The sequence below is a fragment of the Paraburkholderia sp. J76 genome (assembly GCF_905220295.1).
Taxonomy (GTDB): Bacteria; Pseudomonadota; Gammaproteobacteria; order Burkholderiales; family Burkholderiaceae; genus Paraburkholderia.
The window spans coordinates 398,384-417,955 of record NZ_CAJMZJ010000004.1 but is presented as its reverse complement, the minus strand read 5'-3'; the positions used below and the strand labels follow the sequence as shown (position 1 = coordinate 417,955).

Here is a 19,572-nt window from a genome sequence, read left to right as displayed (position 1 = left end):
CCCCGAAACGCTCAGGCCAGCGCCTGCGTTGCGGCGCTTTCGGCGCGCGCGCGGCTTGCCTGCGTCGCGCTCGCGCGGCCCACTGCGTGGTACTCGATGCCAAGTTCCTGAAGCGCGGACGGATCGTAGAGATTGCGGCCGTCGAACACGATCGGCATCTTCAGTTGTGACTTCAAGGTTTCGAAATCGGGCGCCTTGAACACCTTCCATTCCGTTGCGACCACAACGGCATCCGCTTCGCTTGCGGCTTCCATCGCGTCGTTCACGAACGACAGCCGCGTCTGGTGTTCCGGCGCGTGCGCGAGATCGATCGCGAGAACACGCCTGGCCTCGGCGGTCGCAACCGGGTCGTAAGCCTTGACCGTGGCGCCGCGCGCGAGCAGTTCGGCGATGAGCGTGCGGCTCGGCGCCTCGCGCATGTCGTCCGTATTCGGCTTGAACGCGAGCCCCCAGACGCCGAACGTGCGGCCCGTGAGGTCGGAGCCGAAGCGCGTAACGATCTTCTGCGCGAGCACCTGCTTCTGCGCTTCATTGACGGACTCCACGGCGCGCAGGATCTGCAGCGGTTCGCCGAAATCTTCGGCAGTGCGCATGAGCGCCTTCACATCTTTCGGAAAGCACGAGCCGCCATAGCCGCAGCCCGCATAGAGAAAGTCGTAGCCGATGCGCGGGTCCGAGCCCACGCCGCGGCGCACGGCTTCGATGTCGGCGCCCACGCGGTCGGCCAGATTCGCGAGTTCGTTCATGAACGAAATGCGCGTGGCGAGCATGGCGTTGGCCGCGTACTTGGTGAATTCCGCCGAATGCACGTCCATGTAGAGCGTGCGCTCGTGATTGCGGTTGAACGGCGCATAGAGCCGTTTCATGACCTCTTTCGCGCGCTCGCCGGGCACGTCGTCGTTGCAGCCGAGCACGATGCGGTCGGGCCGCGCGAAGTCATCGACGGCCGCGCCTTCCTTGAGGAACTCGGGGTTCGAGACCACCGAGAACATGTGGCTCTCGCTGCGCTTGGCGCATTCGGAGGCGATCGCGTCGTGCACGAGCGCCGCCGTGCCCACGGGCACCGTGGATTTGTCCACCACCACCTTGAACCCGGTCATGTGGCGGCCGATATTGCGCGCGGCCGCCAGCACGTATTGCAGGTCGGCGGAGCCGTCTTCGTCGGGCGGTGTGCCCACGGCGATGAACTGCACGTCGCCGTGCGCGACTGCCGCTTCCACGTCGGTCGAGAATTTGAGCCGGCGCGCGCGCACGTTGCGCTCGATGATTTCCTTCAGGCCCGGCTCGTGAATCGGCACCACGCCTTGATTGAGCAGGTCGATCTTGCGCTGGTCCACGTCGAGACAGAACACGTCGTTGCCGATGTCGGCAAGACAAGCGCCCGTCACGAGACCCACATAACCGCTGCCAATGATCGTCAGATTCATGCCCACCTCAAAAGTGATTGGTTCTTCGTGTCATGCGAAACGTTGCGCGCACAATCAGTACGCGCACTTGCTTCGCCTCAATAGGCGTTCTGGCCGGCGAACCCCTTCCACATGGTCATCGCCACGATGCGCAGGTCGAGCGCGAAGCTCCAGTGCTGCATGTAGTGCAGATCGAAGCGCACGCGGTCGCGCATCTTCTCCACGCGATCGGTTTCGCCGCGAAAGCCGTTGACCTGCGCCCAGCCCGTAATGCCCGGCTTGATGCGATAGCGCGCCATGTAGCCGCGCACGAGGTCCTTGTAGATGTCGTCGTGCGCAAGCGCGTGCGGGCGCGGCCCCACCACCGACATCTCGCCCTTGAGCACGTTGATGAATTGCGGCAGCTCGTCGAGGCTCGTACGGCGCAGGAACGCGCCCACGCGCGTCACGCGCGGATCGTTGCGGCGCGCCTGCGTGATCTGCCCCGCGACTTCCGCGTGAACCTTCATCGAGCGGAACTTGTAGATCTCGAACTCGTTGCCGTCCAGCCCTTTGCGGCGCTGCTTGAAGAACACGGGACCCTTCGACGTGAGCTTCACGGCGAGCGCGATCGCGGCAAGCAACGGCGAGAGCGCAACCAGCACGCCGCCCGCGAACACGATGTCGAACACGCGCTTGGGTAGCACGCTCAGGTCCGTAACCGGCGAAGCCGCGAGATTGATGGCCGGCACGCCGAGCAGATCGACCACGGGCTGGCTGAAGAACGAAAGGCTGCGCACGTCCGGAATGAAGCGGATGTTCACGAAGTCGTTGCGCAAGGCCGTGACGATGCGGTGAATCGTGCGCTCCTTGGTGATCGGCAACGCGAGCCACAGTTCGCGCACGTCGTTCTCGCGCACGAACGCGAGCATGGCCTGGAGATTGCGCTCCACGGGCACGCCGTCGATTGCGGCGGCGCCGTCCGCGTCGCTGTCCTCGTCGAACACGATGGCCGGGTGAAAGCCCGCTTCCGGATGAAAGCGCATGTGCTCGATCAGGAAGCGCCCGTAGCGCGGGCCGCCCACGACGGCCACGGCTTTCTGGTTGTAGCCCTCGCGGCGAATGCCGCGCAGCACCATGTGCACGAGCGCCTTCGAAAGAATCAGCATCGCCACCGAGGCGACGACCCAGTATGCGAGCCACAGGCGCGAGAGCGAATCGGCGCGGTGCAGACTGAAGCTCAGCAGGATGCCCGTGCCCTCCACGGCGAGCCACGCGGCGCACAGGCGCGCAAAGAGCGCGTACAGCGACTTGCCGCGCCACGACTTGTAGATGCCGAACGCCGGGAACATCCAGATGGCGAGCACGCAGTTGAACGCGAGCGCCACGCTCTGGGCGTCCGTAAGCGGCACGAGCTGGCCCCGATGCAAGGCGGCCGCGAGCAACGCTCCAGCAGCGATGGCGGCAACGTCGAAAATTCTGGCTAGAACGCTGAGCATGTCCGGCACCTCGGGTTTAAAAAAAGAATCGCGGCCACGCGCTGCAACTCATGGCCGTTCTCTTCAAAAGTTTCTGGGACTGCGTCGCCGCAAAAAAACGCAACGCGGCGCGAATTCGGATCCGAATAAACCCTAATAAAGCGCGATAAAAATTCCGGCTGCAAGCCTCAAAAGTATCTCCAATTGTTTCGCCCGTTTCGGGCCGCTTTTTGGCGAATTTTGTCGGCAAAGATTGCCGGCATCCGCATGGAATAAAGCGCATGCGGCCGCGAATTCCGGCAGTTTTTTCCTGCCTGTATGCGGAATTTAGGGTTTCGACGGAGATTTTTGGCGATCCCGCATGGAATTTTCATCGAATTTTTTATCGACTTTTCTATGCCGCGCTGATGCGATTTAAATTTAATTCGAATATTTTCCGTTTTCTTCTTTACGAATCTATTTATGACGATTTTAAGCATGCTACAAATCGCATCACCGATACCTTTTACAGGAGAGCGAGATGACGGATACGGGTTCCGTTACGGCATCGGCAAAAGCGTCCCAGACGCGTGCCGAAACGCGCAGTGCATTGCAGGTGTGCCCTGTGGTGCTTGCGGGCGGCGCGGGCTCGCGGTTGTGGCCACTGTCGCGCGAGCAATATCCGAAACAGATGATCAACCTCGTGGGCGAACAGTCGCTGCTTGCCAACACCGCGGGGCGCCTCGACGCGCTCGCCGAGCGCGTGACGCTCGCAGAGGAATTGCTGATCGTCTGTAATGAAGAGCATCGCTTCACCACCGCCGACCAGGTTCGCGCGGCAGGCAAGCGCGCACGTCTGATACTCGAGCCCGTGGGCCGCGATACGGCGCCCGCGCTCACCCTCGCCGCGATGTCGGTGGCGGCCTCGCACGAAGACGGTGTTCTCGTGGTGATGCCCGCCGACCACGCGCTCGCCGACCTCGAAGCGTTCCAGAACGCCGTCGCCGAAGGCGTGCGTCACGCGGCGAACGGCCAGATCGTGACCATGGGCATCGTGCCCACGCGTCCCGAAGTGGGCTACGGCTACATTCACGTGGGCGAACCGCTCGCGAACGCCGAACCCCACGGCGCGCGGCGTCTGAACGGTTTCGTCGAGAAGCCCTATTTCGAACTGGCGCAGCAATACGTCGCTTCGCAGCGCTACTGGTGGAACAGCGGCATTTTCATCGTGCGCGCGTCGACCTGGCTCAAGGCGATCCGCCATTTCCATCCGGCCATCCATGCCGCCTGCGCGAAGTCGTTCGAGCACGGCAAGGCGGACGGCGACTTCTTCCGCGTAGACAGCGAAGCGTTCGCAAGCTCGCCCTCGAACTCCATCGACTATGCCGTGATGGAACCGCTCGCGGGCGACCCCTCGGTCGCAAGCGGCGTGGTCGTGCCGCTCACGGCGGGCTGGACCGACCTCGGCTCGTGGGACACCGTCTGGCAAGTTTCGCCGAAGGACGATGAAGGCAACGTCGCGCACGGCCGCGTGATGTTCGAAGGCGCAAGCGACACTTTTGCGCATTCGGACGGCCGGCTCGTCGCCTGCCTCGGCACGAAGGACCTCGTGGTGGTCGAAACGCCCGACGCCGTGCTCGTCGCCGACCGCTCGCGCGCCCAGGACGTGAAGAAGATCGTGCAACGCCTGAAGGAGGAACGCCGCACTGAAGCCGTGGCGCACCGCCTCGTGCATCGCCCGTGGGGGCACTACGACAGCGTGGACAGCGGCGAGCGCTTCCAGGTCAAACGCATCGTGGTCGAACCGGGCGCGCGCCTCTCGCTGCAGATGCATCACCATCGCGCCGAGCATTGGGTCGTCGTACGCGGCACGGCGCTCGTCACGCGCGGCGAGGAACGCTTCATCGTTTCGGAGAACGAATCAGCGTATATCCCGCTTGGCGTGTCGCATCGGCTGGAAAACCCGGGCAAGATGCCGCTCGAAATCATCGAGGTGCAATCGGGCTCGTATCTCGGCGAGGACGATATCGTGCGTCTGGACGATCAGTACGGCAGACAGTGAACAAAGCAGTAGAGACGAGGAGACAAGGCTGCGCGCACCGCGCGCGCAACCTTGAAAGATCAGCGCGAGAGCATGCGGTAGCGCGTGCCGGTAGTGGCGGCCGTGCGGCGTTCGGCGCTGCCGGAAGGCGCCGCAGCGGCCTCGCAGGAAGCCTCGCTGCCCGGAAGCAGCGCGCCCGCGGCGGTATAGCGTTGAACCGGCGGCTGCACGGACGGCTGCCCCGGCGCGTGCAGCGGCGCGAGACGCACGCTGCCCGGCACGGCCGGCGGCAACGCGCGTGCGGCGGCGGCATTCGACGGATCGCCGCGCGTCACGGCTGCGCTCTGGACGGATGCGTGCGGCAACGCCGCCTTCGCACCGCTTTGCGCGGCGGCAAGCTTGGCGGTATGCGAACCCGGCCACGAAGTGGATGCGGAAGCGGACTCGTCCGAGCCTTCGCGATCGAGCCATTCGCGCGCCCAGTCGAAGGCGAAATTCCGTGCGGATTCGCGATCCTGGAACGGCGGCCCGATCAGGCCCGAGCGCTCGATGCGCCTGCCATCCTTGAGAATTTCCACCGCGCCGCGAAACATGCGGTTGCGCACGGGCTGCACGGTCAGGCTCATCGTATAGCCGCGCCATTCCGCGACCTGCACCACGCCGCCCGCCGGATGCGCGCTGCGATGCGAGGGGTCGCGCGGCATCGCGCGAGTCGCAACCGGCTTGCTCACGCGGGCAGGCGAAAACGGCGCGAACGGCGATTCGGTTTGCGAACGCGTGGCGCTCGCAACGGTGGATGCGGTCGACACGCGCGGCGCTTCGATCGAAGCGGGCAATACCGGTTCGCCGCCGGCGAGCTGACGCATCATGCTTTCCATGGGATCGGCAAGCGGCGCGTCGGCGAGCGCGGTGGGCGCCTGCCAGGCTTCGGGGCTCTTCCAGAACACGGCCGGCTGGCCATCGTCCTCGGCGACTTCCTCGACTGCGACCGCAACGGGTTGCGCATCGGCCTGCGGAGGCTGGGGCACATAAACGAATTTGCGCCCGCGCTGCGAAAGCAGCTCGACGAGTTCGACCAGCGTGCCGCTGCCGTGCCATTCCTCGAAACGGCGACGGCAAGTCGGCCCGGACGGATAACGCGCGGGCAGGCGCGACCACGACTCACCGGTGGTAAGAATCCAGAGGACGGCATTAGCCACGACACGCGGCTCGGCGCGGGGGCGGCCGCGCCGGTTAAGTCTGATAGGAGGTTCATCCGACACGAGCGAGGACACCTGCATCCACTCGTCGTCGCTCAGTTCTTCGAAATTCATGCTGTTCTCCACGCAGCCGGACCGGGGCTGCAGTGACGGAGCATTGGCTTGTGCGGATCTTCTTGTCCGCGTTGGCTAGCTCGGTTGCACCATATGCTTATATGACGTGTTCATTTGCGTCGCGACGCGCACTCTGGCAGTGCGTTCTTTCACTGTATTGACGCAATACACGGGGTCTCACTCGTGCAGGGGAGAATTTGTGCAGGAAGCATACCACCTGAAACCAGCCGATGAGGAGGGCCGTAATAAGTGTTACGGTTAGAAACAATCTCCACCTTGAAACGGCGGGAATACTGCTAAAAAAGCCCTGTAAACGTGGTGTTTTACAGCGTCGATACAGTTGTAACACGTTCATTCATTGCGTCGCCGGCGAGTCACGTGCGTTCTACACGATTCCGAGCGCATGCATACCACTACCAAACCACGCTCCTGCAACGTTATCGTTGTGCCCGCAACAAATGACATGCGGATGAAATCGTCCAATGAAACACGAAACGTTCACGGCGAACGCCGCATTCGCGCTTCGCCCGCTTGCCCACCGCCGACCAAACGCCCGCGCGGCGTCACGCAGCGAAGCCGCGCAAACGAATCCGTCTATAGTAAGAGCGCACTTGAACCACCACGGAGATTCGTGTATGCAAACCTCTGTTTCGGGCGTCGCCACGCCGGGTGTCGCCACGCCGGGCGTCGCTACGCCGGGCGTCGCTAAGTCGCGCGTCGCCAAGGCGCTGATGGCCACCTTGACCCTTGCGCTGCTCGCGCCGTGGGGCGCCACGCAGGCGCAGCTCGGCAACCTGCTCAACCAGGGCGGCAGCAACAGCGGTTCGGCACAGGGCGCGCTCGGGAATCTGGGCGGCCTTGGCAGTTCGCTTTCCGCGCCCTCGCTCACCTCGAACAGTCTCGGCAACGTCACCGGCTTGCTGCAATACTGCATCAAGAACAATTACCTGAACGCCGACGCCGCGAGCAACGTGAAAGACTCGCTGCTCGGCAAACTGCCCGGCGGCGCGAACACCACGGATAGCGGCTATACGCAGGGTTCGAGCGGCATCCTCACGGCCGGCAATGGACAGAAGCTCGACCTTACAGGCGGCGGCCTCAAGGAGGAAGCCACGAAGCAGGTCTGCGACAAGATTCTGACTCAGGCAAAATCGATGCTGTAACGGCGATGAACCCGCATGCGGACGTGCGCAGGCGCACGCCGGTGCGCAATTTATGTGCCGTAAGCTTTGAACACGAATCAGTCTGGGTGTCGAATCGCGTCGACCGATCCTCTCCCGGCATTGCCGCTCGTAGCTATGACCAAGCGCCATACTCCCGTGATATTCGCGTTCCCGGCCACTACGTTGCGGGCCGCGCTTAGCGGCCTCGCGGTTTTTGCCGCCCTGTCGGGGCCGATGCCCGCGCACGCGCAATCCAGCGCGCGCGACCAGCAGTTCGACTGCAAGTCCGATCCCCATACGTTCATTTCGGCGCTCATCGACGATAAATCCATCAACCCCGAGCCGAGCCGCGTCGAAGCGAATTCGGTCAACGCGTTCAAGCCCGTGCACGGCGCCCGCCTGAGCGCATTCGGCTTTCCCATTTACGTGGTGCTCGGCTACGACCGCGACGACACGCTTTTCAAGCGCGGCGCGGGCAAGGAGATCGCGTCGCCGCTTTATGGCGTCGTCGTATCCGCGCCCGCGGAGAAGGTGCGCTCGCGCGTGCGCGAAGCCAACAGCGACGCCACCGTGCAATCGGTCGTGCCGATGGTGCTCACGGCCATCGTGTGCGGCGGGTAGAACGGCGGGTAGAACTGGCCCGCGTTCATCCGCCGAAGAACGCCACCGCGCCCAGGCTCACGCCCGCGATAGCCACACCCACCGACGTATTGAGGAGCCAGCGGCGCCGCGTAAGCAGCGTGATCGCCGTGAGCGCGATCGAAATCTGGATGAGCGTCGTAGCCTGCGCCCAGCGATGATGGCCGTGCAGCACCTGCTCGCTCAGCGCGTCGTCCTGCTCGACGGCTTTTTCGAGCGCCTCCGCCTTGGCGCGGATCGGCTCTTTTTGCTGGCGATAGCGGTCGGCGTCCGCGGTAAAGCGCTTCTGCGCCGCGTCGGAATTCGCCGCGAGCGCGGAGAGTTGCGCGCCCAGTTCCGCGAGATTCTGCTTCTCGCCTTTCGCCTGATAATACGCCCATTGATTCGCCGCCTCGGTCTTGCGAATCGCCGCCTCGTTCTTGTAATAGAGCGCCAGGTTCTCGCTGTTGCCGCTCTGGTACGCAAAAATGGCGCCGATGGAAGCGAGGATCGCCGTCATCACCGCCATGCGGCCCGGAAGCGCATCGCTCTCGCCATGAGCGCCATGGGCCGCCGCGGCGTGTTCCACCGCGTGGTCGTGCGGCCCATGCACTTCGTACTCTTCAGACATCCAAAGACTCTCCGCTTTTATCTGACTTTCATTTGAGACGCTCAATTATCGTGAGCGCGGCGCGCTTGTCCAGTAGCCGAAATGCATCGGATGTAACGAAGCTCGCAAACGGGTTCAGACGAAAGCGAATCGTAGGTTTATTGCTAGCCGTTCATTCAGAAACGAAGCGGCCCGCGCAAACCCACGTCCAATGAACGCGAATTGCGCGGGCCGCAGAGCGGACTTGCGCCGGTCAACCGCCCAGATAGGCGCGCTTGATATTGTCGTTGGCGAGCAGGTTGTCGGCGCTGTCGGCGAGCACCACGCGCCCGGTTTCCAGCACATAGCCGCGATCGGCCACGTGCAGCGCCTTGTTCGCGTTCTGCTCGACGAGGAACACCGTCACGCCTTCCTCGCGAATCGTGCGGATGATGTCGAAGATCTGCGCGATCACGAGCGGCGCGAGACCGAGCGTGGGCTCGTCGAGCAGCAGCAAACGCGGCTTGCTCATGAGCGCGCGGCCGATGGCGAGCATCTGCTGCTCGCCGCCCGACATCGTGCCCGCGCGCTGCTTCGCACGCTGGTTCAAACGCGGAAACAGCTTGAACACGTGCTCGACGCCCGCATCGATCTCGTGCTGCGAGGCGAAGAAGCCGCCCATCTGCAGGTTTTCCAGCACGGTGAGGCTCGGGAACACGCGACGGCCTTCCGGCGAAATCGCCATGCCCTTGCGCATGATGTCGTGCGTGGGCATGCGCGTGATGTCCTCGCCTTCGAACGTCACCTTCCCGGCGGAAGCGCGCGGCGTGCCGCACACGGTCATCATGAGCGTGGTCTTGCCGGCGCCGTTGCTGCCGATCAGCGTGACGATCTCGCCCTTGTTCACTTCGATCGACACGCCCGCCAGCGCTTCCACCGCGCCGTAATGGGTATGGACCTTTTCCAGCTTCAGCATCAGTCCTCTCCGAGATAGGCTTTGATCACGCGCGGGTCGTTGCGCACTTCGCCGGGTTTGCCGATCATGATCGGCTTGCCGTGCTCCATCACCAGAATGCGGTCCGACACGCCCATCACGAGGCTCATGTCGTGTTCGATCAGGAGTACGGAGATTCTGAACTCGTTGCGTAGGCCATCCACCATCTGCTGCAATTCGACCTTCTCCTGCGGGTTCAAACCGGCGGCAGGTTCGTCGAGCATCAACAGACGTGGGTCCGTGATCATGCAGCGCGCGATTTCGAGCCGGCGTTGATGGCCGTATGAGAGCGTGCCCGCCTCGCGATTGGCCACCTGCTTGAGGCCCACGCGTTCGAGCCAGTACGCGGCGCGCTCAAGCGCGGCACGCTCGGCGCGGCGATACGCAGGCGTCGCGAACAGGCCGCTCAGCACGTTGCGGTTCACCTTCAGGTGCTGCGCGACCATGAGGTTTTCCAGCACCGTCAACTGCTTGAACAGACGAATATTCTGGAACGTGCGCACGAGGCCGCGACGCGCGACCTGGTGGCTCGGCTGGCCGGTAATGGCGTGGCCTTCCAGCACGATGTCGCCGGCGGTCGGCTTGTAGAAGCCGCCCACGCAGTTGAACACCGTCGTTTTGCCCGCGCCGTTCGGCCCGATGATCGCGAACACCTCGTTCGGACGCACGTCGAAGTCGATGCCGTCCACGGCCAGCAGACCGCCAAAGCGCATCTGCAAGCCCGCTACTTTCAACAACGCCTGTGCGCTCATTGCGGCAACTCCACGTGCGGGCGGCTCGCGGGCAGGAGGCCCTGCGGACGCCACATCATCATCAGCACCATCACCAGACCGAAGATCAGCATGCGGTACTCGGCAAAGCCGCGCGCCACTTCGGGCAGCGCCGTGAGCAGGATTGCGGCGAGCACTACGCCCAGTTGCGAACCCATGCCGCCGAGCACGACCACGGCGAGAATCAGCGCCGACTCGATGAACGTAAACGATTCGGGCGTGACGAGCCCCTGGCGCGCCGCGAAAAACGCGCCCGCGAGACCCGCGAACGACGCGCCCAGCGTGAACGCCGAGAGCTTGATGCGCGTGGGATTCAAACCGAGCGAGCGGCATGCGATCTCGTCTTCGCGCAGCGCTTCCCAGGCGCGGCCCATCGGCATGCGCAACAGGCGGCTCGTGACGAACAGCGTGAACGCCACGAGCACGAGCGCGAGCAGGTACAGGAAGATCACCATGTGCTCGCCGTTGTACTCGATGCCGATCAGGTCGTTGAACGTCTTCGCGCCTTCCACGCTCGCGTGACGGGCTATTTCGAAGCCGAACACGGTGGGCTTGGGAATGCTGGAGATGCCGTCCGGGCCGCCCGTGATGCTCGTGAGGTTGTTGAGCAGCAGACGGATGATCTCGCCGAAGCCGAGCGTGACGATGGCGAGATAGTCGCCGCGCAGTCGCAGCACCGGAAAGCCGAGCACGAAACCGAACGTCGCGGCAGCGAGCGCCGCAAGCGGCAGGCATTCCCAGAACGTGAAGCCGAAGTACTGGTTGAGCAGCGCATACGTGTAGCCGCCCACCGCGTAGAAGCCCACGTAACCGAGGTCGAGCAGACCCGCGAAGCCGACCACGATATTCAGGCCGAGGCCGAGAATCACGTAGATGAGCGCGAGCGTCGCGACGTCGATCGAGCCGCGCGAACCCATGAACGGAAACACCGCGCCGAACGCGAGCAGCACCCAGATCGCCACGCGCTGCTGGCGCGCGCCGAGCGCGGGCGCCTTGGGCAAACGCACGTTACTCGTTGCGCGCGCAAATATCGGCTTGACGAGCTGGAACACGAACACCACGGCGGCCGCGATCCACACCGGGCGCCAGTGCTGCTGCAGCACGACCTGATAGCCGTCCAGCGTGAGTTGCAGCCCGAGAATGGGCGCGGTGAGGATGATGGTCGCCACGGCGGCGGCAAACGCACCCTTCACCGTTTGCGACGAGGACTGGCCTTGGCCACCTTTTGAAGCCATACGAACCGAAACAGTCTGACTCATTTCGACCTCACACCTTTTCGACGTCCGGCTTGCCGAGCAGGCCGGTGGGACGGAAGAGCAGCACGAGCACGAGCAGGCCGAAGGCCACGACGTCCTTGTACTCCGCGGGCATGTAGCCCGAGGCGAAGGTTTCGGCGAGGCCGAGCAGCACGCCGCCGAGCATCGCGCCAGGAATGCTGCCGATACCGCCCAGCACCGCGGCCGTAAACGCCTTGATGCCCGCAATAAAGCCGATGTACGGATTGAGCTTGCCGATCGTGAGCCCGATGAGCACGCCGCCCACGGCCGCGAGCATCGCGCCGAGCACGAACGTGAACGAGATCACGCGGTTCGTGTCGATGCCGAGCAGGTTGGCCATCTTCATGTCTTCGGCGCAGGCGCGGCACGCGCGGCCCATGCGCGAGCGCGAGATGAACAGCGTGAGCGCGATCATCAGCACGAGCGTCACGCCCACGATCAGCATGCGCGCGTACGGAATCGTCACTTCGAAGTTGCCGCCCATGTTGAAGTCGAGCGCGCCGGAAATGAGCATCGGCACGGACACGTCGCGCGCGCCCTGCCCGATCTGCACGTAGTTCTGCAGAAAGATCGACATGCCGATGGCGGAAATGAGCGGCACGAGGCGCGGGCCGCCGCGCAGCGGCCGATACGCCACGCGCTCGACCGCGAAACCGTAGAGCCCGGTGACGAGCACCGAGACGATGAGCGCCGCGCCCAGCACGAGCGGCAGCGGATAACCCGCCGAGGTGCCGATGGCCGTGAGCGTGACGAGGCCCACATAGGCGCCGATCATGTAGATCTCGCCGTGAGCGAAGTTGATCATGCCGATGATGCCGTAGACCATCGTGTAGCCGATGGCGATCAGCGCATAGATCGCACCCAGCGTGAGCCCGTTGACGAGCTGCTGGGTGAACTGAGGAAGAAAATCATTCATGCGTAAGCCCCGCGGCCGTGAAGCCGATGAGAGACCTTTGAGGAGGGACCTTTGAAACTGACCTGTGAGCTTTCGTTGCGCGCACAACCGCTATAAAAGCGCCCCGCCGCGAGTCAAGGCGGGGCGTTTGCGGCGTGCAGCGCCGGGATCAGTTCGCGGCGGTCTTGGTGGCGTCCTTGTGCCACGTGTAGACGACGAAGCGGAACGACTTCAGGTCGCCCTGCGCGTCGTATTCGACCTTGCCGATCGGCGTGTTGAACCCATTCTTGTGCAGGTAGGCCGCGACCTTGGTCGGGTCCGTGCTCTTCGCGCCGGCAATGCCGTCGGCGATCACTTCGACTGCGGCGTACGACGGCATCTGGAACGGACCATTGGCGTCGCGCTTCGCGTCGGCGAAAGCCTTCACGAGCTTCGCGTTGGCAGGGTCCGAGGCGAAGTCGGCGGGCAGCGTGACGAGCATGCCTTCCGAAGCCGGGCCGGCAATCGCCGTCACGTCCTTGTTGCCCACGCCTTCCGGACCCATGAACGTGGCCTTCACGCCCTGTTCACGCGACTGGCGCATGAGCAAGCCCATTTCCGGGTGATAGCCGCCGAAGTAGACAAAGTCCACGCCCTGCGACTTGAGCTTCGTGACGACTGCCGAGTAGTCCGAATCACCGGCGTTGATGCCTTCGAACACCACGACGGGAATGTGCGCCTTGTCGAGCGCGGCCTTGACCGACGTGGCGATGCCCTGACCGTACGACTGCTTGTCGTGCAGGATCGCGACCTTCTTCGGCTTGACCTTGTTGATGATGTAGGCGGCGGCTGCCGGACCTTGCTGGTCGTCGCGGCCGATGGTGCGGAAGATGAACTGGCGCTTCTTGCCTTCGGTCAGTTGCGGCGCGGTGGCCGAGGGCGTGACCATCACCACGCCTTCGTTCTCGTAGATGTCCGAAGCGGGAATCGTCGAGCCCGAGCAGACGTGGCCGACCACGTACTGGATGTGCTGCGAAACGATCTTGTTGGCGACGGCGACAGCCTGCTTCGGCTCGCACGAGTCGTCCATCAGCACGGCTTCGAGCTTGTTGCCGTTCGCGCCGCCGGCGGCGTTGATCTGCTCGATGGCAGTCAGCGCGCCCGCCTTGACCATGTCGCCGTACTGGGCAACGGGGCCGCTGAACGGGCCGGCAATGGCGATCTTCACGGTGTCGGCGTTTGCGGATGCACCAAAAGCGAGCAGCGCGGCGGCGAGAGAAACGGAGGTAAGACGGTTAAGAGAGAACAGCGGCGTCATCAGGAGCTCCTCGATTGTTTTCGGGTCAACCGGTCAGTCGGAATGACCTGCGCAAACGAACAGCGCCCCATGACCTTCAATGGGGAACAACCACGACGAGCACCAGAAATAAGACGTGACGGGGCCCGGCGTGTATCAGCGCCCTGGTAGGCGGCTGAGTTCGGAGAGACTGCTGAGTTACAGACTCTGTTGCGCAAGCGATCCGCCTGCCCCGTTCGCTGCAATTCGTACCGGAAAGGTGGACCGGCCTGAATCAGCGACCCGCGGATGCTATCAATAATCCATTTTCACGGCAACTAAGGGTTTTTTCGGATATCGACTTGAGTTTTGACATTAGTCAATTTAGGGGAGCGCCGTAAAGCGCTTGAAAATGCTTGGGAAACTGAGCTTTTGGACGGCCGGAGGGCTGCTACGCGGGCTGGATAGGCCATCGGATGCGGGCATGGGGAAAAGTAGATTTTTTGATTTTAAGCGTTGCCGACCATCGCTTTAGTTTTAAGAGAATCCGGGGGCTGGATAATCGTAAATGAGAAAATTCAAAATCGACTAGAAAGTCGTCAATAAATTTTCCGGCTCTTTATTGAGATACCGGGAATACCCTAAATGCAAATTACGCCAAATCCATGATTTGCAAGGATAAAAATTACGTTAGCCTTAAAACCGAATTACTACGCCGCCCTCATTTCCCGTATAAACCTACCGCGCGCCCCATCATCCGCTTTCCACTCCAAAAACGGGAAAACTTTCACGAAAGGCAGGAGTTTTCTCATAATCGGATCGTGCAATCTCGAATTAATCTCCGCGACACCGTCGCGCGGCCGCCTCACTGATCGCCAGCGCGTTCCAGCCCCGCAAGAGTCGGTGGTATCCTCGCTCCCTCGCCGGGCCCGCATGCACCACTTAAGCGCATGCCGCGTGCTCTCGCGCCACGCGTGAAGCCGGCGATGCCGCACCGTGCAGATCCGAAAAAACCGCAAAAACCCGGCACTCGGGGGAGATCGAACAGAATGAAAAACATCAAGCAGACAGCCGTCGCCGCTACCCTTTCCCTGATCGCCAGCGCCGCCGCGCTCGCGCTGACCTCGGGCGCTGCATGCGCCGCCGAAACCGCGACCGTGGAAGTGCTGTCGATCGTCGAGCATCCCGCGCTCGACGCGATCCGCGACGGCGTGCGCGACGAACTCAAGGCCGCGGGCTACGAGCCCGGCAAGAATCTCAAGTGGGAATACCAGAGCGCGCAGGGCAACACGGGCACCGCCGCGCAGATCGCGCGCAAGTTCGTGGGCGACAACCCTGGCGCGATCGTGGCGATCGCCACGCCCTCGGCGCAGGCCGTTGTGGCCGCAACGAAGTCCGTGCCCGTGGTGTATTCGGGCGTGACCGACCCGGTGGCCGCGCAACTCGTCAAGACGTGGACGCCGAGCGGCACGAACGTGACCGGCGTTTCCGACAAGCTGCCGCTCGACAAGCAAGTCGCGCTCATCAAGCGCGTCGTGCCCAACGCGAAAACCGTCGGCATGGTCTACAACCCGGGCGAGGCGAATTCGGTCGTGGTCTTGAAGGCGCTCAAGGAACTGCTCTCGCAGCATGGCATGACGCTCAAGGAAGCCGCCGCGCCGCGCACCGTGGACATCGGCCCGGCGGCGAAGAGCCTGATCGGCAAGGTCGACGTGATCTACACGAACACCGACAACAATGTCGTTTCGGCGTACGAAGCACTCGTGAAAGTCGCCAACGACGCGAAGATCCCGCTCGTCGCGGCGGATACGGACAGCGTGAAGCGCGGCGCCATCGCGGCGCTCGGCATCGACTACAGCGACCTCGGCCATCAAACGGGCAAGGTCGTCGTGCGTATTCTCAAGGGCGAAAAGCCGGGCGCGATCGCTTCGGAAACCAGCAGCAGGCTGCAACTGTTCGTGAATCCGGCCGCCGCGCAAAAGCAAGGCGTGACGCTCTCGGCCGACCTGCTCAAGGACGCGACCACGGTCGTGAAGTAAGCCAGTCAAGCAAGTTGCACGCGCGCCGATTCCGGCGCGCCGCCGCGCACCGCAACAGGATTCCTTTCATGTCCCTCTACTCGCTTCTGGGTGCGCTCGAGATCGGTTTGATCTTCAGCCTCGTGGCCCTCGGGGTGCTGATCTCGTTTCGCATCCTCAACTTCCCCGACCTTACCGTCGACGGCAGCTTTCCGCTGGGCGGCGCAGTGGCCGCCACGCTCATCGCGGCGGGTCACGACCCGTTTCTCGCCACCGCATGTGCGATCGTTGCGGGCGCAATCGCCGGCTTCATTACCGGCTGGCTCAACGTGCGCCTCAAAATCATGGATCTGCTCGCGAGCATCCTCATGATGATCGCGCTCTATTCGATCAACCTGCGCGTGATGGGCGCGCCGAACGTGCCGCTCATTTCCGAAGCCACGGTCTTCACGATCATCCAGCCCGCGTGGCTGCCCGACTACGTGCTGCGCCCGCTCGCGCTTTTCGTCGTCGTGCTGGCCGCGAAGTTCGGTCTGGACTGGTTCTTCTCGTCGCAATACGGCCTCGCGCTGCGCGCCACGGGCGCGAACCCGCGTATGGCTCGCGCGCAGGGCATCGCCACGGGCCGCGCGACGCTGGCCGGCATGGCGCTCTCCAACGCGCTCGTCGCGTTGGCCGGCGCCCTGTTCGCGCAGACGCAGGGCGGCTCGGACATTTCGATGGGCATCGGCACCATCGTGATCGGGCTTGCGGCCGTGATCATCGGCGAAAGCATCCTGCCCGCGCGCCGGCTCGTGTTCACGACGCTCGCCGCCGTGCTCGGCGCGATTCTTTACCGGTTCTTCATTGCGCTCGCGCTCAACAGCGACTTCATCGGCCTCAAGGCGCAGGACCTGAATCTCGTCACCGCCGTACTGGTGACCATCGCGCTCGTGCTGCCCGCCACGCGCAAAAAGCTGTTTGGCCGCAAGAACGGGAGGGCATGAGATGCTCAGCGCCAAAGACCTCAAACTGACTTTCAACCCCGGCACGCCGATCGAAACGCGCGCGCTGCGCGGCCTCACGCTCGACATCCCGAGCGGCCAGTTCGTGGCCGTGATCGGCTCGAACGGCGCGGGCAAGTCCACCTTCCTCAACGCGATCAGCGGCGACCAGCGGGTGGATAGCGGCACGATCACCATCGACGGCGAGGACGTCACGAAGAAACAGGCATGGGACCGCGCGCATCTCGTCGCCCGCGTGTTTCAGGACCCGATGGCCGGCACCTGCGAGGCGCTCACCATCGAGGAAAACATGGCGCTCGCGATGGCGCGCGGCAAGCGCCGCGGCTTCGGTCCCGCGCTGAAAAGGCAGGACCGCGAACTATTTCGCGCGAAGCTGCGCCTCCTGAATCTGGGCCTCGAAAATCGTCTGACCGATCGCATCGGGCTGCTTTCGGGCGGCCAGCGCCAGGCGGTCAGCCTGCTGATGGCGTCGCTGCAGCCCTCGCGCATCCTGCTGCTCGACGAGCACACGGCGGCGCTCGATCCGAAAACGGCGGCGTTCGTGCTGGAGTTGACGGCGCGTATCGTGGAAGAGGCGAAGCTCACGACCATGATGGTCACGCACAGCATGCGCCAGGCGCTCGATTACGGCCAGCGCACGGTGATGCTGCACCAGGGCCAGGTCGTGCTCGACGTTTCGGGCAATGCGCGCCGCGGCCTCGACGTGCCGGATCTGCTGCGCATGTTCGAGCAGAACCGCCACGAGAAGCTCGACGACGACGCGCTGCTGCTGGGCTAAAGACGCGTCAGAAGAGCCCGCCGCCTCCCGCGAGGCGGCGGGCTTGCGTTTTTTTACGAAATTACTTCGGATTCCGATTCAAAACGGCAACGCTGGCATCAGGCCGTTTTTGAATACTTGAACGTGCCCTGGGCGCTTGCAATCAGCAGGCGGTCATCCACCCAGGCTTCCGCGCGCGCAAAGAAAATCGAGCGGCCGCCGCGCTCCAGAAACCCCTTCGCACGCACGAACTGGCCCAGCCCCTTGTCGAGGTAATTGGTGGTGAGCGAGAGCGTGAAGCCGTGGCGCGCCGGGTCGCCAACCGGCGCGAAGAGCCCGGCGTACCCGGCTGCGGCATCGAGCAGCGTGGCGATTGCGCCGCCTTGCAGCACGCCCTGGCGATTGAGCTTCGAAGCGTCGATGGGCATGACAAGCTCGGCGTAACCCTCGCGCCACTGCGCGACGCTCACGCCGAGCGTTTCGAGAAACGGATTGTCCACGGCAAATTGCGACATACGCTATCTTCCTTGCATTATCGGGCGATGCGATCGATTATAGGGTGGCGGTCGCGATGCCGCAGCGCCGCAACACCACGCGGCGCCGGCGAGGCGACTGTTCAGCAAAATTCCGCGCAACTGTACATGGCCAGCGCTACCGCGCCGCACAACACTGCGTGAACAATGCATGAGGGCGCCGCAATCGCACCCTTCACGCCCCTCTTTCCCGGTCAATCAAGGTACCCAAGATGAACGACAACGCGCTCCACTCCGCTCCGCCGACCCCTTCGCGCACTGCGGCGGCGGCAGCAGCGGCCGGGGCCGCGCCCGTGCCTTGCCCGACGGTCGATACGCTCGACCGCATCCTGCCCGAGGAGCCGCTCCTCATGATGGGCGCGGGCCCCGTGCCGATTCCCGACGCGGTGGCCAAGGCCAACACCGTCGTCATCAATCACCTCGGCGACACCATGGCGCGCGTCATTCACCAGGTGAAGACGATGGCGCGCTACGTGTTCCAGACGCACTCGAACTGGGTGCTCGGCGTGGCCGGCCCGGGCTCGGCGGCCATGGAAATGGCGATCTCGAACCTCGCGTGGCCAGGCACGCGCGTGCTCTCCATCGTCAACGGCTTCTTCAGCCAGCGCATGGCCGAAATGGCGGGCCGCGTGGGCGCCGAAGTCACGACGCTCGACGTCGCCAACGGCGAAATCGCCTCGCTCGAAGCCGTGGCGCAGGCTATCGAACGCACGCGCCCGGCTGTCGTCACGATCGTGCACGGCGAGACGTCGAACACGGTCTGGAATCGCGAACTCAAGGAAATCGTGCAGCTTGCCAAGGCTGCGGGCGCGCTCGTGGTGGTGGACGCCGTGTGCACGCTGAGCACCATGCCGCTGGAAATGGACGCGTGGGGCATCGACGTCGTGATTACGGGCGGCCAAAAAGGACTTTCGTCAATTCCCGGCGTCTCGCTGATTGCCTTCTCGGACGCCGCATGGGAGCGCGTGCGCACGCGCACCGCGCCGAACACGCACTGGTGCCTCGACGCCATGCTCGCCGAAAACTTCTGGCACAACGCGGGCTACCACTACACCGCCCCGGTTTCCGGCGTACTCGCGCTGCACGAGGCGCTGCGCCTCGTCTGCACCGAAACGCTCGAAAAGCGCTTTGCGCGCCACCTGCGCTGCTCGCTCGCGCTGCAAAACGGCGTGAGCGCGCTGGGCCTTGCGCTTTATACGCCGCAAACGTGCCGCCTGAATTCCGTTGTCGGCATCGAGTTGCCCGATGGCGTGAGCGCGCGCGAGGTCTGCAATCACATCTCGCAGCAATACCAGGTGGAGATTGCCGGATCGTTCGGTCTCCCGATCGTTCGCATCGGGCAGATGGGCGAGCAGTGCCGCGAGCACAATCTCTTTCGTACCGTGCACGCGCTGGGCCGCACGATGAGCGATCTCGGCGTGAAGGTCGATCTGCCCGCCGGGGTTGCCGCGCTCGAAGAGTCGCTCTCCGCGGGCTCGCGCGAAGCGCGGCGCTAAGCGATTT

Annotated in this window: 17 protein-coding genes; 7 read left to right on the top strand and 10 right to left on the bottom strand. The window is 63.8% G+C overall.

Annotated features, from left to right (window positions below; genetic code table 11):
- Positions 1–11 precede the first annotated feature (11 nt).
- Together U5768_RS11020 and U5768_RS11015 are read right to left on the bottom strand one after the other, a co-directional pair.
- Positions 12–1,427, bottom strand: a complete 1,416-nt coding sequence (locus tag U5768_RS11020) for a UDP-glucose/GDP-mannose dehydrogenase family protein (protein WP_322030412.1) — start codon at positions 1,425–1,427, stop codon at positions 12–14.
- Positions 1,428–1,504: 77 nt separating this feature from the next.
- Entirely contained in the window at positions 1,505–2,884 is a 1,380-nt protein-coding gene (locus U5768_RS11015) for an undecaprenyl-phosphate glucose phosphotransferase (protein WP_322030411.1), read from the bottom strand.
- 499 nt (positions 2,885–3,383) lie between these two features.
- Between U5768_RS11015 and U5768_RS11010 the strand changes: the two genes are divergently transcribed.
- Positions 3,384–4,904: a mannose-1-phosphate guanylyltransferase/mannose-6-phosphate isomerase gene (locus tag U5768_RS11010; RefSeq protein ID WP_322030410.1), complete on the top strand. Its 1,521-nt coding sequence runs from the start codon at positions 3,384–3,386 to the stop codon at positions 4,902–4,904.
- Between the two features lie 59 nt (positions 4,905–4,963).
- Here the strand turns inward: U5768_RS11010 and U5768_RS11005 are convergent, their stop codons facing one another.
- Positions 4,964–6,196 carry a transposase gene (locus U5768_RS11005; RefSeq protein ID WP_322030409.1) on the bottom strand — a complete coding sequence of 411 codons (1,233 nt, stop codon included), beginning with the start codon at positions 6,194–6,196 and terminating at the stop codon, positions 4,964–4,966.
- Positions 6,197–6,927: 731 nt separating this feature from the next.
- Here U5768_RS11005 and U5768_RS11000 point away from each other — a divergent pair.
- Both U5768_RS11000 and U5768_RS10995 read left to right on the top strand, forming a co-directional pair.
- Entirely contained in the window at positions 6,928–7,359 is a 432-nt protein-coding gene (locus tag U5768_RS11000; protein ID WP_322030483.1) for a DUF2501 domain-containing protein, read from the top strand.
- A gap of 135 nt (positions 7,360–7,494) precedes the next feature.
- The gene (locus tag U5768_RS10995; protein ID WP_322030408.1) at positions 7,495–7,980 is read left to right on the top strand and encodes a hypothetical protein; all 486 of its coding nucleotides are present in this window, start codon (positions 7,495–7,497) and stop codon (positions 7,978–7,980) included.
- 25 nt (positions 7,981–8,005) lie between these two features.
- On the opposite strand, the gene U5768_RS10990 is transcribed toward U5768_RS10995, so the two are convergent.
- From U5768_RS10990 to U5768_RS10965, 6 genes are all read right to left on the bottom strand, one after another.
- Positions 8,006–8,608, bottom strand: a complete 603-nt coding sequence (locus U5768_RS10990) for a DUF4337 domain-containing protein (protein ID WP_322030407.1) — start codon at positions 8,606–8,608, stop codon at positions 8,006–8,008.
- A 232-nt stretch (positions 8,609–8,840) separates the two neighbouring features.
- A complete protein-coding gene (locus U5768_RS10985) occupies positions 8,841–9,542 on the bottom strand; it encodes an ABC transporter ATP-binding protein (protein ID WP_322030406.1) in 702 nt (233 codons plus the stop codon).
- A complete protein-coding gene (gene livG, locus U5768_RS10980; protein ID WP_322030405.1) occupies positions 9,542–10,312 on the bottom strand; it encodes a high-affinity branched-chain amino acid ABC transporter ATP-binding protein LivG in 771 nt (256 codons plus the stop codon). Before livG ends, U5768_RS10985 begins: the two co-directional genes overlap by 1 nt.
- Positions 10,309–11,589 carry a high-affinity branched-chain amino acid ABC transporter permease LivM gene (locus U5768_RS10975; RefSeq protein WP_322030404.1) on the bottom strand — a complete coding sequence of 427 codons (1,281 nt, stop codon included), beginning with the start codon at positions 11,587–11,589 and terminating at the stop codon, positions 10,309–10,311. Before U5768_RS10975 ends, livG begins: the two co-directional genes overlap by 4 nt.
- 7 nt (positions 11,590–11,596) lie before the next feature.
- Positions 11,597–12,523, bottom strand: coding sequence for a high-affinity branched-chain amino acid ABC transporter permease LivH (gene livH / locus U5768_RS10970; protein ID WP_158760308.1), 927 nt, complete (start codon positions 12,521–12,523; stop codon positions 11,597–11,599).
- 148 nt (positions 12,524–12,671) lie between these two features.
- Positions 12,672–13,799 (bottom strand): branched-chain amino acid ABC transporter substrate-binding protein, encoded by a 1,128-nt coding sequence (locus tag U5768_RS10965; protein ID WP_322030403.1) that lies wholly within the window; start codon positions 13,797–13,799, stop codon positions 12,672–12,674.
- Positions 13,800–14,806: 1,007 nt separating this feature from the next.
- Between U5768_RS10965 and U5768_RS10960 the strand changes: the two genes are divergently transcribed.
- The 3 genes from U5768_RS10960 (at position 14,807) to U5768_RS10950 (ending at position 17,557) form a co-directional block, all read left to right on the top strand.
- On the top strand, positions 14,807–15,796 hold the full coding sequence (locus tag U5768_RS10960; protein WP_322030402.1) for an ABC transporter substrate-binding protein: 990 nt from the start codon (positions 14,807–14,809) through the stop codon (positions 15,794–15,796).
- Between the two features lie 68 nt (positions 15,797–15,864).
- Entirely contained in the window at positions 15,865–16,761 is an 897-nt protein-coding gene (locus tag U5768_RS10955; protein ID WP_322030401.1) for an ABC transporter permease, read from the top strand.
- 1 nt (position 16,762) lies between these two features.
- The gene (locus U5768_RS10950; protein ID WP_322030400.1) at positions 16,763–17,557 is read left to right on the top strand and encodes an ABC transporter ATP-binding protein; all 795 of its coding nucleotides are present in this window, start codon (positions 16,763–16,765) and stop codon (positions 17,555–17,557) included.
- Positions 17,558–17,655: 98 nt separating this feature from the next.
- Here U5768_RS10950 and U5768_RS10945 read toward each other — a convergent pair whose 3' ends face one another.
- Positions 17,656–18,051, bottom strand: coding sequence for a PaaI family thioesterase (locus tag U5768_RS10945; protein ID WP_322030399.1), 396 nt, complete (start codon positions 18,049–18,051; stop codon positions 17,656–17,658).
- A gap of 368 nt (positions 18,052–18,419) precedes the next feature.
- Here U5768_RS10945 and U5768_RS10940 point away from each other — a divergent pair, with 368 nt between their 5' ends.
- Positions 18,420–19,565 (top strand): alanine--glyoxylate aminotransferase family protein, encoded by a 1,146-nt coding sequence (locus tag U5768_RS10940; RefSeq protein ID WP_322030482.1) that lies wholly within the window; start codon positions 18,420–18,422, stop codon positions 19,563–19,565.
- Positions 19,566–19,572: the final 7 nt, after the last annotated feature.

Excerpts from the sequence above, each read along its gene's own strand:
- U5768_RS10995 (WP_322030408.1), top strand. The coding sequence starts at position 7,495 with ATGACCAAGCGCCATACTCCCGTGATATTCGCGTTCCCGGCCACTACG.
- U5768_RS11020 (WP_322030412.1), bottom strand. The coding sequence starts at position 1,427 with ATGAATCTGACGATCATTGGCAGCGGTTATGTGGGTCTCGTGACGGGC.
- U5768_RS10945 (WP_322030399.1), bottom strand. The coding sequence starts at position 18,051 with ATGTCGCAATTTGCCGTGGACAATCCGTTTCTCGAAACGCTCGGCGTG.
- U5768_RS11010 (WP_322030410.1), top strand. The coding sequence starts at position 3,384 with ATGACGGATACGGGTTCCGTTACGGCATCGGCAAAAGCGTCCCAGACG.
- U5768_RS10985 (WP_322030406.1), bottom strand. The coding sequence starts at position 9,542 with ATGCTGAAGCTGGAAAAGGTCCATACCCATTACGGCGCGGTGGAAGCG.
- U5768_RS11005 (WP_322030409.1), bottom strand. The coding sequence starts at position 6,196 with ATGAATTTCGAAGAACTGAGCGACGACGAGTGGATGCAGGTGTCCTCG.
- U5768_RS11000 (WP_322030483.1), top strand. The coding sequence starts at position 6,928 with ATGGCCACCTTGACCCTTGCGCTGCTCGCGCCGTGGGGCGCCACGCAG.
- U5768_RS10955 (WP_322030401.1), top strand. The coding sequence starts at position 15,865 with ATGTCCCTCTACTCGCTTCTGGGTGCGCTCGAGATCGGTTTGATCTTC.
- U5768_RS10965 (WP_322030403.1), bottom strand. The coding sequence starts at position 13,799 with ATGACGCCGCTGTTCTCTCTTAACCGTCTTACCTCCGTTTCTCTCGCC.
- U5768_RS10975 (WP_322030404.1), bottom strand. The coding sequence starts at position 11,589 with ATGAGTCAGACTGTTTCGGTTCGTATGGCTTCAAAAGGTGGCCAAGGC.
- U5768_RS10960 (WP_322030402.1), top strand. The coding sequence starts at position 14,807 with ATGAAAAACATCAAGCAGACAGCCGTCGCCGCTACCCTTTCCCTGATC.
- U5768_RS10950 (WP_322030400.1), top strand. The coding sequence starts at position 16,763 with ATGCTCAGCGCCAAAGACCTCAAACTGACTTTCAACCCCGGCACGCCG.
- livG (WP_322030405.1), bottom strand. The coding sequence starts at position 10,312 with ATGAGCGCACAGGCGTTGTTGAAAGTAGCGGGCTTGCAGATGCGCTTT.
- U5768_RS10940 (WP_322030482.1), top strand. The coding sequence starts at position 18,420 with ATGATGGGCGCGGGCCCCGTGCCGATTCCCGACGCGGTGGCCAAGGCC.
- U5768_RS10990 (WP_322030407.1), bottom strand. The coding sequence starts at position 8,608 with ATGTCTGAAGAGTACGAAGTGCATGGGCCGCACGACCACGCGGTGGAA.
- U5768_RS11015 (WP_322030411.1), bottom strand. The coding sequence starts at position 2,884 with ATGCTCAGCGTTCTAGCCAGAATTTTCGACGTTGCCGCCATCGCTGCT.
- livH (WP_158760308.1), bottom strand. The coding sequence starts at position 12,523 with ATGAATGATTTTCTTCCTCAGTTCACCCAGCAGCTCGTCAACGGGCTC.